General features: G+C 75.3%; 14 protein-coding genes. 5 read left to right on the plus strand and 9 right to left on the minus strand.

Annotated elements, in window-relative coordinates:
* Window positions 1-63: 63 nt before the first annotated feature.
* The 5 genes from AC07A6_RS21370 to AC07A6_RS21390 form a co-directional block, all read right to left on the minus strand.
* Window positions 64-801 (minus strand): SOS response-associated peptidase, encoded by a 738-nt coding sequence (locus tag AC07A6_RS21370; RefSeq protein ID WP_362462326.1) that lies wholly within the window; start codon window positions 799-801, stop codon window positions 64-66.
* A 55-nt stretch (window positions 802-856) separates the two neighbouring features.
* Window positions 857-1,489, minus strand: a complete 633-nt coding sequence (locus AC07A6_RS21375) for a pyridoxamine 5'-phosphate oxidase family protein (RefSeq protein WP_386275346.1) — start codon at window positions 1,487-1,489, stop codon at window positions 857-859.
* A gap of 110 nt (window positions 1,490-1,599) precedes the next feature.
* Window positions 1,600-1,896 carry an SHOCT domain-containing protein gene (locus tag AC07A6_RS21380; protein WP_478778127.1) on the minus strand — a complete coding sequence of 99 codons (297 nt, stop codon included), beginning with the start codon at window positions 1,894-1,896 and terminating at the stop codon, window positions 1,600-1,602.
* Window positions 1,897-2,029: 133 nt separating this feature from the next.
* Window positions 2,030-2,695, minus strand: a complete 666-nt coding sequence (locus AC07A6_RS21385) for a response regulator transcription factor (protein WP_362462319.1) — start codon at window positions 2,693-2,695, stop codon at window positions 2,030-2,032.
* A complete protein-coding gene (locus AC07A6_RS21390) occupies window positions 2,692-3,921 on the minus strand; it encodes a sensor histidine kinase (protein WP_478778128.1) in 1,230 nt (409 codons plus the stop codon). The genes AC07A6_RS21385 and AC07A6_RS21390 overlap by 4 nt, the downstream gene beginning before the upstream one ends.
* Window positions 3,922-4,065: 144 nt before the next feature.
* Between AC07A6_RS21390 and AC07A6_RS21395 the strand changes: the two genes are divergently transcribed.
* From AC07A6_RS21395 to AC07A6_RS21405, 3 genes are all read left to right on the plus strand, one after another.
* Complete coding sequence (locus AC07A6_RS21395; RefSeq protein ID WP_478778129.1) at window positions 4,066-4,317, plus strand: hypothetical protein; 252 nt, start codon at window positions 4,066-4,068, stop codon at window positions 4,315-4,317.
* Between the two features lie 171 nt (window positions 4,318-4,488).
* Complete coding sequence (locus AC07A6_RS21400; RefSeq protein WP_478778130.1) at window positions 4,489-4,986, plus strand: hypothetical protein; 498 nt, start codon at window positions 4,489-4,491, stop codon at window positions 4,984-4,986.
* Window positions 4,987-5,142: 156 nt separating this feature from the next.
* Window positions 5,143-7,212, plus strand: a complete 2,070-nt coding sequence (locus tag AC07A6_RS21405) for a SpoIIE family protein phosphatase (RefSeq protein ID WP_362462308.1) — start codon at window positions 5,143-5,145, stop codon at window positions 7,210-7,212.
* Between the two features lie 13 nt (window positions 7,213-7,225).
* Here the strand turns inward: AC07A6_RS21405 and AC07A6_RS21410 are convergent, their stop codons facing one another.
* The 4 genes from AC07A6_RS21410 to AC07A6_RS21425 form a co-directional block, all read right to left on the minus strand.
* Window positions 7,226-8,398 carry a PP2C family protein-serine/threonine phosphatase gene (locus AC07A6_RS21410; protein WP_478778131.1) on the minus strand — a complete coding sequence of 391 codons (1,173 nt, stop codon included), beginning with the start codon at window positions 8,396-8,398 and terminating at the stop codon, window positions 7,226-7,228.
* 94 nt (window positions 8,399-8,492) lie between these two features.
* Window positions 8,493-10,550 (minus strand): prolyl oligopeptidase family serine peptidase, encoded by a 2,058-nt coding sequence (locus AC07A6_RS21415; RefSeq protein WP_478778132.1) that lies wholly within the window; start codon window positions 10,548-10,550, stop codon window positions 8,493-8,495.
* A gap of 64 nt (window positions 10,551-10,614) precedes the next feature.
* Complete coding sequence (locus AC07A6_RS21420; protein ID WP_478778133.1) at window positions 10,615-11,529, minus strand: oxidoreductase; 915 nt, start codon at window positions 11,527-11,529, stop codon at window positions 10,615-10,617.
* A gap of 10 nt (window positions 11,530-11,539) precedes the next feature.
* Window positions 11,540-11,893 carry a PRC-barrel domain-containing protein gene (locus AC07A6_RS21425; protein ID WP_478778134.1) on the minus strand — a complete coding sequence of 118 codons (354 nt, stop codon included), beginning with the start codon at window positions 11,891-11,893 and terminating at the stop codon, window positions 11,540-11,542.
* A 111-nt stretch (window positions 11,894-12,004) separates the two neighbouring features.
* Here AC07A6_RS21425 and AC07A6_RS21430 point away from each other — a divergent pair, with 111 nt between their 5' ends.
* On the plus strand, window positions 12,005-12,613 hold the full coding sequence (locus tag AC07A6_RS21430) for a TetR/AcrR family transcriptional regulator (RefSeq protein WP_478778169.1): 609 nt from the start codon (window positions 12,005-12,007) through the stop codon (window positions 12,611-12,613).
* The gene (locus AC07A6_RS21435) at window positions 12,610-13,956 is read left to right on the plus strand and encodes an MFS transporter (RefSeq protein WP_478778135.1); all 1,347 of its coding nucleotides are present in this window, start codon (window positions 12,610-12,612) and stop codon (window positions 13,954-13,956) included. Before AC07A6_RS21430 ends, AC07A6_RS21435 begins: the two co-directional genes overlap by 4 nt.
* The last annotated feature ends 89 nt before the right edge of the window (window positions 13,957-14,045 follow it).

The following is a 14,045-nucleotide window of genomic DNA, read 5'->3' on the forward strand; positions in this document are numbered from 1 at the left end:
CAAGGGTCAGGAGTCAGAGGTCAGGAGTCAGAGGTCAGGGGTCAGAGGTCAGGCGTCGGTGGTTCAGGAGGGCCGGGCGTCTTCGAGGAGCTCGGGGCCGTTGTTGCGCACGTTGTTGACCGCCGTGTTCACCGCGCGGGCCGTCAGACGGCCTCCGGCGGGGGTGGCGAGGAGGGCGCGCAGGGCGTCGGGGTCCTGGTGCCCGGGGTCGAGCCAGGCGTCGTAGTCGGCGGGGGCGAGGGCCAGGGGCATCCGGGGGTGGACGCGGCCGGCGGCGTCGGTCGCCTCGGTGGTGATGACGGTGCAGGTCGCCCACCAGGCGGCCGGGTCGTCCCCGTCGGTGACGGCGGGGTCGCGCCAGAACTCGTACAGGCCCGCCATCGCCATCACCGTGCCGTCCTCGGGGCTGATGAACCAGGGCTGCTTGTACGCCTTCACGGACCCGGCGGCGGGAACGGCCTCCCATTCGTAGAAGCCGTCGGCGGGCAGCAGGCAGCGGCGCTTGGCGAAGGCCCGGCGGTAGGCGGGCTTCTCCCCCACCGTCTCGACCCTGGCGTTGATCATCCTGGCCGCGCCGCCCGGCCCCTTCGACCAGGACGGCACCAGCCCCCACCGCAGCGCCCGCAGCTGCCGCTCCAGGACCCCGCTGTCCCGGTCGGCGCGTTCGAGCACCGCCCACACCGGATCCGTCGGGGCGACGTTCCAGCTGGGCGGCAGAACCTGGTCCGGGGCGGGACCGGGGACCTGGAAGAGCCCCGACAGGTCCTCGGGACCGCGGGTGGAGACGTATCGGCCGCACATGTCCTCCAGCCTGCCACGCGGCCCGGGCCGGGGGCGTCGCCCGGCGCCCGGTGTGTCAGCTGTACAGGTCGTCGCGGCCGTAGTCGGGTCCGTAGTAGCGCTCCAGCTCCTCCAGCGACTTCTCGGGCTTCTCCAGTGCCTTGGAGATGCTCGCCCGCGAGGGTGCCGCCTCGGGATCCCAGGTGTCGGTCTTCCACAGGCCGGAGCGCAGGAACGCGCGGGAGCAGTGGAAGTAGATCTCCTCGGTCTCCACGACGAGGGCGAGCGCGGGCCGGTGGCCCTTGACGGTCATCGTGTCGAAGAACGGGGCGTCCCGCAGCAGCCGGGCCCGGCCGTTGACACGGAGGGTGTCGCCCCGGCCGGGGACCAGGAAGAGCAGCCCGACGTGCGGGTTGGCGAGGATGTTGCGGTAGCTGTCCGCGCGGCGGTTGCCGGGGCGGTCGGGGATCACGAGGGTGGTGTCGTCGAGGACCTTGGCGAAGCCGGGCGGGTCGCCCTTCGGGGAGACGTCGCAGCTGCCGTCGGCGGCGGAGGTGCCGATCAGGCAGAGCGGGGAGCGGGCGATCCACTGCCGGTGGTGTTCGTGCAGGGACCGCCGCTCCTTCGCGGCGGCCACGGGTGCCACCGGGCCGAGGAGTTCGCGCAGTTCGGCCTCGGAGGTGATCTCCACGGCTCCGGTCTGTTCCATCGTCGGTCTCCCCCTGGTCGGATCACGGGGGCGGGTGACGGCCCGCCCCGGCGCGACTGCCTCGTGATCGTTTCACGGATACCGGTACCGCCCCCGAGCGGGGTGGGGCCTCAGGCGGCGCCGTCCTTGATGGAGCGGCCGAACTGCTCGTCCAGGACGGACAGCCGGCGCCAGTACTCTTCCTCGTCGATCTCGCCGGAGGCGAAGCGGCGTCCCAGGACCGCGAGCGGCGAGTGCGCCCCGTACGCGGCTCCCCGGCCGGACTGCCGGGGACCGGGGAGGCCGCCGCGCCAGACGGTACGGCGCAGCACGGTGACGACCGTGAGCACGACCGCCGCCCAGATCAGGGGGAAGAACAGGATCCACGGGCCGGGCCCGTCGAAGGCGAGGGTGGTGAGGGTGTCCATCTCGGTTCAGCTCCTCGGAGGGGTTGGCTTCTCGTACTGCTCCGAGACTGGCTCCGGGAGGGGGTCCGGGTCGTCGTACGGCCGGCTGCTCCCGGGGTACTCCCGCGGGAGTACCCCGGGCGGGGTGCGGGCTTCAGCCCAGCCAGCCGGGGCGGACCAGGCCGGTCTCGTAGGCGAGTACGACGAGCTGGGCGCGGTCGCGGGCGCCGAGTTTGACCATCGTCCGGCTGACGTGCGTCTTCGCGGTGAGGGGGCTGACGACCAGGCGGCGGGCGATCTCCTCGTTGGACAGGCCCGTGCCGACGAGGGCCATGACCTCGCGCTCGCGGTCGGTGAGGCGCTCCAGTCCCTCGGCCGGGGCCGGGCGGCGGGAGCGGGCGGCGAACTCCGCGATCAGGCGGCGGGTGACCCCGGGCGAGAGCAGCGCGTCCCCTTCGACCACGGCCCGTACCGCGCGCAGCAGTTCCTCCGGTTCGGTGTCCTTGACCAGGAAGCCGGAGGCTCCGGCGCGGATCGCCTCGAAGACGTACTCGTCGAGCTCGAAGGTGGTGAGCATGACCACCCGTACGTCGGCCAGCTGCCGGTCGGCGGTGATCGCGCGGGTGGCGTCGAGGCCGTCGAGGAGCGGCATGCGGATGTCCATCAGGACGACGTCGGGGCGCAGTTCGCGGGCGAGGCGGACGGTCTGCGCCCCGTCGGCCGCCTCGCCGGCCACCTCAATGTCGGGCTGTGCGTCGAGGAGGGCGCGGAAGCCGGCCCGTACGAGCAGCTGGTCGTCGGCGAGCAGGACGCGGATCACGGATCCTCCCGGGGCGGGGCGGGCTCCGCCGGCTCCGCGGCGCGCAGCGGGAGCGTGGCGGTGACCCGGAAGCCTCCGTCGGGGCGCGGGCCCGCCTCGATGGCGCCGCCGAGCGCGGCGGCGCGCTCGCGCATTCCGGCGAGGCCGTTGCCGCTGCCGCCGGCGGGTCCGCCGGTGGCCGGGCCGTCGTCGTCGACGCGCAGTTCGAGGGCGTCGGGCCGCCAGCGCAGCAGGATGCGGGCGGTGCGCGAACCGGAGTGCCGTACGACGTTGGTGAGGGCCTCCTGGAGGATGCGGAAGGCGGCCAGGTCGGTGCCGGGTGGCAGGCCCCGGGCCCGTCCCTCGCCGGCGGTGTCCACGGTGAGCCCGGTGGCGGCCGCCTGTTCGACGAGCTCGGGGAGGCGGTCGAGGCCCGGGGCGGGGGCGCGGGGGGCCGCGCCGGGGGTGCGCAGGGTGTCGAGGACCTGGCGGACCTCGCCGAGGGCTTCCCTGCCCGCCGCCTTGATGGTGGTGAGCGCGGCACGGGCCTGCTCGGGGTCGCTGTCGAGGAGGGCCAGTCCCACGCCCGCCTGGACGTTGATGACGGAGATGCTGTGGGCCAGTACGTCGTGCAGTTCGCGGGCGATGCGCAGCCGTTCCTCGTCGGCCCGGCGCCGGGCGGCGGCCGCCCGCTCGGCCCGTTCGCGGGCCCACTGTTCGCGGCGGGCCCGCACCAGTTCGCAGACGGCGAGCATCGCGAGCACCCAGGCGGTGGCGCCCAGTTCCTGCGTCCAGGGCGCCGGGCCGTCACCGGCGGGCGGCAGCCATCGGTAGAGCCAGTGGCCGATGAGCAGGTGCCCGGCCCAGAGCAGGCCGACCGCGCCCCAGGCCGCCCGGCTCCGCCCGGCCACCACCGCCGCCAGGCAGGCCACGGCCAGGCTCGCGAAGACGGGGCCGTACGGGAAGCCCGCCCCGAGGTAGACCAGGGTGACGGCGCTGACCCCGTACACCACGGGCACCGGATGCCGGTGCCGCACCACGAGGAGGGCGGGCCCGAGCAGCAGCAGGATCCGCGCGGACCAGTCCAGCGCCACCCGCCCGCTCTGCACCTGCGCGGCCCAGCCGGAGCCCACCTGCTGGACGACGGCGACGAGCAGCGCGGACCGCCAGGCCGGTCCCCGCCCGGCCCGCTCCACCCAGTGCCGCCACCGCCACGGGGGGCCCGGGCGTCCGCTCAGCGTTTCCATACCGTCACGCTAGACCGGCTCCCCCGTCACCGGCGTCACCCCTGCGTAGCGTTCCCGGCGTACTCCCCCGGTAGTACGCCCGGGTACCACCGGGGCGGTCCGGGCCCGGATGCGCCGGCGGCGGAGCGGCTCCAGGGTGGAGGCATGGAGCACGCGCCGATCGTCGTCCACCGCATCTCCCCCTCGGGCGGCCGCCGGGTCACCCTGCGCGTCCGGGACCGGGACGCGGTCCTGGGCACGGCGCACACCGACGCGGACGTGATCGAGTTCCTGCGGCGCGCGGAGGTCCCGGACCCCGACGAGGTGGTGCTCGGCGGCGGGCCGGCGCTGGTCGAGTGGCAGGGGGACGCCCCGCACGTGTACGAGGCCGAGCCGACGGACACCGACGTCCCCTGACACCCCTTGACGTCCCCTGACGTCACCCTCCTCCCCCTGTTCAGGGCCTCATTCCGGCCAATGCGTGACACGTGCATGACATTTCAAGACGGCTGTGACACATTCCGTGGCGCACTCCGCACCGCCCTCGCACCACACCCCCACAAGGACGTGTCACAGAGGAGCGACATGATGCACCGTGCGAAGCTCGCCGTCGCCGCACTGGCCCTCGCGGCCACGGCCGGCAGTGTCACGAGCGCCGCCGCCTTCGGCACCACCGCCGACCAGAAGGTCGACGGCGTCATCGTCGTAGCGGGCAACACCTGCACCTGGACCAACGCCCGCACCACCGCCAATCCCCCCAACGCCCTCACCGTCGACCGCACCAGCATCAACAGGCCCGGCGGGAACCTCGCCTGCGGCGGCGGCATCACCGCCACCCTCAACAACAACCCGTCGTTCACCTTCGGCTCCACCGGGGCCAACGCCGTCACCGACCTGATCGACATCACCGGTCAGCAGAGCTTCGTGTCCTGCCGCTACAAGGCCACCAACATCCTGTGGGACCGCGACGCGGCGACCGGGAAGTACGTCAACCGCGCCTTCACCGCCACCAAGACCTCGGGCAGCTTCCTGTGCCCGGGATCCGTGACCACGGAGGCCGGCGGCGCGTCCATGCTCTTCCACTGACCGGCACGCCCCCGCCGGCCCGGCACCGCCGTCCGCACCGGACGACGGTGCCGTGCCGCGTCGGGGGTGACCACCCGATGGCCCCGACCGGGTCGCCGGGGCCGCGGCGGGGCAGCAGCATGGTGGGGAGTCCGCCCGGGTGAGGAGGCGCCGGTGATGGCCGATGCGCAGCCCGAACCGCCCTCCGGCGGCCCCGGAGCGGGATCTCCGGCGGCGGGCGGCCTGCTCGACGTGCTCGGGGTGGCCGCCGTGGTCCTGGACGCCGAGGGCCGCATCAGCCTGTGGAGCCCGCAGGCCGAAACCCTCTTCGGCTACCCGGCGGAGGAGGCCCTCGGGCAGTACGCGGCGACGCTGCTGGTGGACGAGCGCAACCGCGAGGAGGTCCTGGAGCTGTTCGCCCGGGTGATGTGGGGCCAGGGGGCGTGGGCGGGCTCCTTCCCCGTGCGCCACCGCGACGGCCACACGGTCCTCGTGGAGTTCCGCAACATGCGCCTCCAGGCCGCCAACGGCCGGCTCTACGCCCTGGGCCTGGCCTCGGAGCAGGCCACCCTGCGCCGCGTCGAACGGGACCTGGCCCTGTCCCTGCGCATGGTCGACCAGTCCCCCATCGGGCTGGCCGTCCTCGACACCGATCTGCGGTACGTCCTGGTCAACCCGGCCCTGGAACGCATCAACGGGGTGCCGTCCGAGCGGCACATCGGGCACCGGATCGCCGACGTCCTGCCGTTCCTGGACGCGTCGGCGGTCGAGGCCGGCATGCGGGAGGTCATGGCGACCGGCCTGCCCGTGCTGGACCACTTCACCACCGGCCAGATCTCCGAGGACTCCGGTGAACGGGCCTGGCTGGTGTCGATCTACCGGCTGGAGGACCAGGCCGCCCGGGTGATCGGCGTCGCGGTGTCGGTGGTGGACGTGACCGAACAGCACCACGCGGCCGTGTCGGCCGCCCACGCCCGGCGCCGCCTGGCCCTGATCGCCGACGCCTCCGTGCGCATCGGCACCACCCTGGACCTGGACATCACCGCCCGGGAACTGGCCGACGTCGCCGTCCCGGAGATCGCCGACATCGCCGCCGTGGACGTCCTCGACACCATGCTGACCGGTCCCCGGCCGGGCGAGGACGCCGACGAGCGGGCCGTACGCTTCCGCGCGCTCGCGGTGAAATCGGCGTACCGGACCCCCGCCGAGGCGGCGGCCGACCCCGTCGGCGACGTGGCCTCGTACCGCCCCGAACGGCTGGTGGCCCGCTGCGCCCGCACCGCACGGCCGGAACTCGTCCCGCACGTGCGGCCCGAGGACCTGCCCCGCATCGCCCGCGACGAGGCCGCCGCCCGGCTGCTGGGCGAGGCGGGGGTGCACTCGTACCTGGCGGTGCCGCTGATCGCCCGCGGCCAGGTCCTGGGCACCCTCGACCTCAAGCGCGCCCGCAACCCGGTGCCGTTCGGCCCGGACGACGTGCTCCTGGCCTCCGAACTCGCCGCCCACGCGGCCGTGTCCATCGACAACGCCCGCTGGTACCAGCGCCAGCGCCACGCGGCCCTCGCCCTCCAGCGCCACCTGCTGCCCCAGCACCCCCCGGCGGCCCCCGGCCTGGACATCGCCTACCGGTACCAGCCCGCCGGCGCGGCCGACGAGACCGGCGGGGACTGGTTCGACGTCATCCCGCTCACCGGGGACCGCACCGCGCTCGTCGTCGGAGACGTCATGGGCAGCGGCATCAACGCGGCGGCGACCATGGGCCAGCTGCGCGCCACCGCCCGCGCGCTGGGCCGCCTCGGCCTCGACCCGGCCACGGTGCTCACCCACCTCGACGCGGCGACCGGCGACCTCGGCGAAGCCATGGCCACCTGCGTGTACGCCGTCTACGACCCCCACAGCCGGCTCTGCCACATCTCCACCGCGGGCCACCTGCCGCCCGTGCACCTGCGCGCCGGCCGCCCGCCCCGGCTGCTGCGGCTGCCGACGGCGGTGCCGCTGGGCGTCGGCGGAGTCCCCTTCGGGAACACCGCCGTGACCCTCGGCGAGGGCGATGAGCTGGTGCTCTACACCGACGGGCTGGTCGAGACCCGCGACCAGGACATCGACACCCGCCTGCTGACCCTGACCGACCTCCTCGCGGGCCCCCACCGCCCCATCGAGGAGACCTGCGACCTGCTGCTGTCGGCGCTGCGCCGCCCCGACACCCACGACGACGTCGCCCTCCTCGTCGCCCGCGCCCTCGGCTGAGCGCGCCGGGCCCTCACCCCGGCGTGCCGCTCCGCGAGCGGATCCGGGCGGCGAGCACGGCCACGTCGTCCTCGGCGTGCGCGGCGTCCAGGCCCGCGACCACGGCGTCCACGGCCTCCTCGGCCGTCGCGCAGACCGGCAGCCGCAGGCCGGTGAGCCGGGCCAGGGAGCGGTCGATGTCCTCGCCGCGCCGCTCGACCAGCCCGTCGGTGTAGAGGACCAGGGTGTCTCCGGGTCCCAGGGGGTGGGCCGCCGACTCGTACCCGCCCAGTCCCGTGCCCAGCGGCGGCCCCACCGGTACGTCGAGCAGCCGGCCGGTGCCGTCCGCCGCGAACACGGCGGGCGGCAGGTGGCCGGCGCTGGCGTACAGGGCGGTGCCGCGCGCCGGGTCGACACGGACGAGCAGGCAGGTGGCGGCGCGCCGGGCGGCGTCCTCGGCGACGAGGGCGTCGAGCTGGCGCAGCACCCGGTGCGGGGCGAGCTCGGTGGAGGCCACCTCGCGCAGGGTGGAGCGGTAGGCGTTCATGTCCACGGCGGCGTGCAGGCCGTGCCCCATGACGTCGCCCACCACCAGCAGGGTCCGCCCGAAGTGCAGCCGGACGGTCTCGAACCAGTCGCCGCCGACCAGGGCGCTCGGCCCGACCGGCAGGTAGCGGCCGGCGACCAGCAGGTTGGGGTGCGGCCGGCCGGGGTCGGCGACGAGGGCCCGCTGGAGGTCGAGCGCGACGGACTCGGTCGCGGCGAGCCGCCTGGCGTGCCGGACGTGCAGGGCGGCGACGCGGGCGGCGAAGTGCAGGGCGGCGGCCTCCCGGTCGGTGAAGGCCGTGCCGGTGCGGACCGCGAGGACGGTGCCGTACGAGGTCCCGTGCCGGGCCAGCTCGACGGAGAGGCCGTGCACCGGGGGGCCGCCGGGGCGCAGGGTCCAGCTGCGCAGCGGGTGGCCCCCGTCCAGGGCGACGACGGCGGGCCGCACCGCGGGGCCGGGGGACCGCAGCAGCCCGGTGTCCCCGGCGGCGGCCACCCGTTCGGTGCGGCCGTCGGCGGTCAGGTCGACGGCCGCCGCGTCGCACAGGGTGCGGAAGAGGAAGGCGGCCAGTTCCCGGCAGGTGGTCCGCTCGTCGTCGGTGGTGCCGATGGCCTCCAGCGCCCCGTCCGGGTCCGGTGCGTGGCCGTCGCGGTCCGACACGTCTCCTCCGACCGGCGGGCGGCCCCCTGCGGGCCGCCGGTCGGTCCATTCCACCAGCCCCGGCGCTGCGGGGGCCGGTGGAGCGCGCCGGAGGTCACCTCGCGGGGGTGAGCCGCTCCCAGAGGAAGGTGGCGACGAGGGCTTCGTTGAAGGCCGTCTGCTGGTGGTCGGTGGCGCCGGCGTGGCCGCCGCCGATGTGCTCGTGGAAGAGGACGGGGTGGCCCAGTTCGCGCAGCCGGGCGGCCGCCTTGCGGGCGTGGCCGGGGTGGACGCGGTCGTCCCGGGTGGAGGTGAGCAGGAGCAGGGGCGGGTAGGCGGGGCCGTCGGCGGTCATCCGGTGGTACGGGGAGATCTCTTCGAGGTGGGGCCGGTCGGCGGGGTCGTCGGGGTTGCCGTACTCGGCGGTCCAGCTGGCTCCGGCGAGGAGCTTGTGGAAGCGGAGCATGTCCAGCAGAGGCACGTGCGAGACGACGGCGCCGAACAGGTCGGGGTCGCGGGTGAGGACCGCGCCCATCAGGAGGCCGCCGTTGCTGCCGCCCTCGATGCCGAGCTGGGCGGGGGTGGTGATGCCGCGGGCGGTGAGGTCGCGGGCGACGGCGGCGAAGTCCTCGAAGGCGCGGACCCGGTTGGCGCCGAGGGCGGCCTGGTGCCAGGCGGGCCCGTACTCGCGGCCGCCCCGGATGCCGGCGAGGACGTACGTGCCCCCGCGCGCGAGCCAGGTCCGGCCGTTGACGGCGCTGTAGCCGGGCACCATGGAGATCTCGAAGCCGCCGTAGCCGTAGAGCAGGGTGGGGCCGGGGCCGGGCCGGTCCTCGGGGCCGACGGTGAAGTACGGGACCCGGGTGCCGTCGGGGGAGGTGGCGAAGTACTGGCTCACGCGGAGCCCGGCGGTGTCGAAGAGGGCGGGCGCCTGCTTGAGCACCTCGGTTCCGGCGGTCCCGGCCTCGCCCCGGGAGAGGGTGGAGGGCTGGAGGAAGCCGGTGACGTCGAGGAAGTACTCGTCGCTCTCGTCGGGGTCGGTGCCCCACGCCGAGGCGGTCGACAGCGGCGGTACGCCGTCCAGCGGGGCGCGGGTCCAGCCGTCCGGGCCGGGGGTGAGGAGTTCCAGGCGGGAGGAGACGTCGGCCCGGGTGCTCAGCAGGAGGTGGTTGCGGGTCCAGCTGTAGCCGGCGAGGGCGGTGCGCTCGTCGGGGGTGAACAGCACCTCGGCGTCGCGGCCGCCGGCCCGGAACGCTTCGAGGTCGAAGGCGAGCAGGCTGCCGGCGGGGTGGCCCAGCCACGGGGTGCGCGGCTGGACGGTCAGCCACCCGCGGTGGATGCCGGCGGCGGCGTCGTCCGGTACGTCGATCTTCTCGGGTGCCGCGGCGGGGTCTGCGGGCAGCAGGAACATCTCGCCGTTCCAGAAGTCGATCTGCCGGGACACGAAGTCCCGTTCGAAGCCCGGCGTGTCGTCGTGCCAGCCGCTGGCGGACAGGTCCCCGGGCCGGCCCTCGTAGACCTTCTCGGCTTCGGCGAGGGGGGTGCCGCGGCGCCAGCGGCGGACCTGGAGGGGGTAGCCGGAGGGGGACATGGAGCCGGGGCCGAAGTCGGTGCCGATCCAGAGGTGGTCGGCGTCGATCCAGTCGACGCGGGTCTTGGCCTCCTCGACGGCGAAGCCGCCCTGGACGAATTGCAGGGTGTGCAGGTCGAACTCGCGCACCACGCAGGCGTCGGCGCCGTCGCGGGAGAGCATGACCAGGGCGTGGCGGTACTCGGGGCCGAGGACGGTGCTGCCGGCCCAGGCCCACTTCTCGTCCTCGGCGGCGGCGAGGGCGTCGAGGTCGAGGAGGGTCTCCCAGGCGGGCTGCTCGGTGCGGTACTCCTCCAGGGTGGTGCGCCGCCAGACGCCGCGCAGCCGGCCGGCGTCCTGCCAGAAGTTGTAGAGGTGGCGGCCGCGCCGGGTCACGTACGGGATGCGCCCGTCGTCGTCGAGGACCTCGCGCACCTCTCGCTCCAGCACCTTGAAGCCGGGGTCGGTGGTCAGCGCGGCGACGGTCTCGGCGTTGCGCTCACGGACCCAGGAGAGCGCGGCCTCTCCTTCCACGTCCTCCAGCCACAGGTAGGGGTCGTGGTCGTGCGGGCCGGCGGTGCCGGCGGGGGTCTGTTCGCTCATCCGCCGATTGTGCCGGACGCGGCCGGGCCGGGGTGGCTCCCCCGGGCCGGCCTCGTCCTCGGGGCTACTCGGCGGCCTTGTGGTGGAGTCCTTCGAGGAGGGCCAGGTCCTCGTCGGTGAGGCGCAGGGCGCCGGCGGCGACGTTGTCGGCGAGGTGGTCCGGGTTGCCGGTGCCGGGGATGGCCAGGACGTGGGGTCCGCGCTGGAGGGTCCAGGCGAGGCGGACCTGTGCGGGGCTGGCCCCGTGGGCGCGGGCGACCGCGAGCAGTTCCTCGCTCTCGGAGCCGGCGGCGCCGTGCTCGCGGCCGGCGGCGGCGATCGCGTAGAAGGGCACGAAGGCGATGCCCTGCTCGCCGCAGGAGCGTACGAAGGCGTCGTACTCGGGCCGCACGCCGATGCCGTACATGTTCTGGACGCAGACGACGGGGGCGATGGCCTGTGCCTCGGCGAGCTGTTCGGGGGTGACGTTGGAGACGCCGAGGTGGCGTATGAGTCCGGCGTCGCGCAGTTCGGCGAGGACGCCGAAGCGCTCGGCGACGGAGTTGGTGCCGAGGACTCGCAGGTTGACGACGTCGAGGTGGTCGCGGCCGAGCTGGCGAAGGTTCTCCTCGACCTGCCCGCGCAGCTGTCCCGGGCCCGCGTGGGTGGTCCACTCGCCGGAGGCGTCCCGGGCGGGGCCGACCTTGGTGGCGATGACGAGGTCGTCGGGGTAGGGGCCGCCGAGGGCGCTGTTGATGAGCTCGTTGGCGGAGCGGAGCGGGGAGAAGTAGAAGGCGGCGGTGTCGATGTGGTTCACGCCGAGTTCGACGGCACGGCGCAGGACGGCGATCGCCCGGTCCCGGTCGCCGGAGGCGGCGGCCGCCTGGAGCGCCGCGCCGTTCTGCGGCAGGCGCATGGCGCCGAAGCCGATGCGGTTGACCTTCAGGTCGCCGAGGGTCCATGTTCCGGACGCGGCTGCGGTGGTCGTTTCCGTTGTCATCCGCAGATGATCACATGTGCGGGTTGGAGTAGTAGGTCTCGATCAGCCGGACGAAGGCGGGCTCGTCCTCGTGTCGGCCGTTCTTCTCGTAGTCCGGCGAGTCCTTGACCTGGTCGCGGGTGCATGTCAGGTGGACCGTCCCGTCCTCGGTGTCGACGCGGGAGACGACGCCGGCGGGGATGACGACCTTGCGGCCGAAGATCCAGGGGCCGGTGTCTACCACGAGGTAGGAGCGGGCCACGTCGTCCGTGTGCCGGTCGACCTTGCCGATCGACCCGTCGGCCGCCTCGACCTTGTACCCGACGAGGTCGGTGCCGGGTGCGTAGCCCGCCCGGTGCCCGTAGCCCCAGATTCCGGTTCCCATGACGCCCTCCTCCTGTGAGCCCCTCGGCGGCGCCTACCCGTCTCCCGGGGCCGGAATCCGGAGAGTCGTGTAGACAGTGTCTGCGCGAGCTGGTAGACACTGTCTATGCCTATGGAACCGGATGCGCCGCTGCGCGAGCGGCTGATCGACGTCGGGGTGGAGCTCGTCAGGACCGAGGGGACCGGCTCCCTCGGCCTGCGGGAGATCGCACGCCGCGCCGGGGTCTCCCACGGCGCACCGCGCCGCTACTTCCCCACCCACCAGTCCCTGCTGTCGGCCATCGCCCGCCGCGGCTTCGGCGAGCTCGGCACCCGCTTCCTCGCGGCCGGCGCCGAGCGGCCCGCACCACGGGAGCACGTGCGGGCGCTCGGACGGGCGTACGTGGGCTACGCGCTGGAGCAGCCCGGCATGTTCGAGCTGATGTTCCGGCACGACCTGCTGGACAGCACCGGCCAGGAGCCCTCGGGCAGCCCCCGGCTGCGGGAGCAGACCCTGCCGCTGTTCGGGCTGCTGACCGGGCTGGTCGACGCCTGCGGGGCGGCGGAGCCGGAGGTGACGGCGGCCGCGCTGTGGGCGGGGCTGCACGGGGTGGCGCAGCTGTGGGGCTACGGCAGTCTGCCCCTGGTCCTCGGCACCGGCGCGGACGACGGGGCCTGCCCGCGGCTGGCCGCGCTGGTGGACGCCGTCGTGGACGCGCACCTGGGGGCGGAGCCCGCATGAGGGAGCGGGTAGCGCTGCTCGTCAGCGCCGCCGGGGCGATGCTCGTCGCGCTCGACGGCACGGTGCTCGTGGTCGTACAGCCGGCCCTGCGCCGCGATCTGGGGGCCGGGGTCGCAGAGGTCCAGTGGACGAGCACGGCCTACCTGCTCGCCGTCGCCGCGTTCCTGGTCGTCGCCGGGCGTCTCGGGGACCGTTACGGCCACACCCGGCTGCTGCTGACGGGGGTGCTCGGCTTCGCCGCCGCGTCGGCGGGGATCGCGCTGGCGCCCGGGGTCGGCTGGGTGATCGCGCTGCGCGCCGTGCAGGGGGTGTTCGGGGCGCTGCTGCAGCCCGCGACGCTGGCCCTGCTGCGGCTGGCGTACCCGCCGGAGCGGCTGGGCCGGGCGGTGGCGGTGCGGACCGGGGCGATCGGGGCGGCCGCGGCGGCGGGGCCGCTGCTGGGCGGGGTGCTGGTGGCGCTGCTGGACTGGCGGGCGGTGTTCCTGCTCAACGTGCCGGCCGCGCTGCTGATCGCCGCCCTCGCGCTCGCCGTACGGGTGCCCGCGCCGCCGCCGCGGGAGCCGGGGCGGCTGGGGACGGCCGGTCCGGTGCTGCTCGCCGCCGCCCTGGCATCGGCGGTGCACGCGCTGGCCGGCGTACCGCAGGACGGGTGGACGGCCGCGCCGACGCTGCTCGGGTTCGCGGCGGCGGCCGGACTCGGGGCGCTCTTCGTACGGGGTGAGCGGCGGGCGGAACTGCCCCTAGTACCGCCGGCGGTGGCCCGGTCGCGGCCCGTGGCGGCCGCGGTGGCGCTGCTGCTGGCGGTGTCCGCCGGGATGTCCGGGGCCCTGTTCACGGCCACGTTCCTGCTCCAGGACGTACGGGGCCTCAGCCCGCTCGCGACCGGGATCCGGGTGCTGCCGCTGACCGCGCTGATGGTGGCCGGGGCGCCGGTCGCGGTGGCCGCGCTGCGCCGCTTCGGGCCCCGGCGGACGGCGCTGGCGGGGACGGCACTGGTGGTGCTGGGGATCGCCGGGCTGGGCACGGGCGGCGGGGCGGCGTTCGGGGTGCTGGGGGCCGGGTTCGCGGTGGTGATGGTCACCGCCACCGGGACCGTGGTCGGCGACGCCCCCGCCGGGTACGCGGGGGTGGTCGGCGGGCTCAAGCAGACCGCGATGAACCTGGGCCCGGGCCTGGGGATCGCCGTGGCGGCGGGCGCCGGGGCCGGTGCCTCCGGGGCCGGTACGGCGGGGCGGCCCCTGGCGGCCCTGGCGTGCCTGGCCGCCCTCGGCCTGGCGGCGGCCTGGCTGCTGCCGGCCCGGACCCGGGCGGCGGCACCGGCCGCGCAACCGGAACCGGCGTAGGCCGCAGGCGGGGGGGGGGGGGGGGGGGGGGGGGGGGAAGGAGGGGGGGGGGGGGGGGGGAGGGTCAGGCCGGGGGGGGGGCCCTGTTC

This window comes from Streptomyces sp. NPDC044002 (assembly GCF_056434525.1).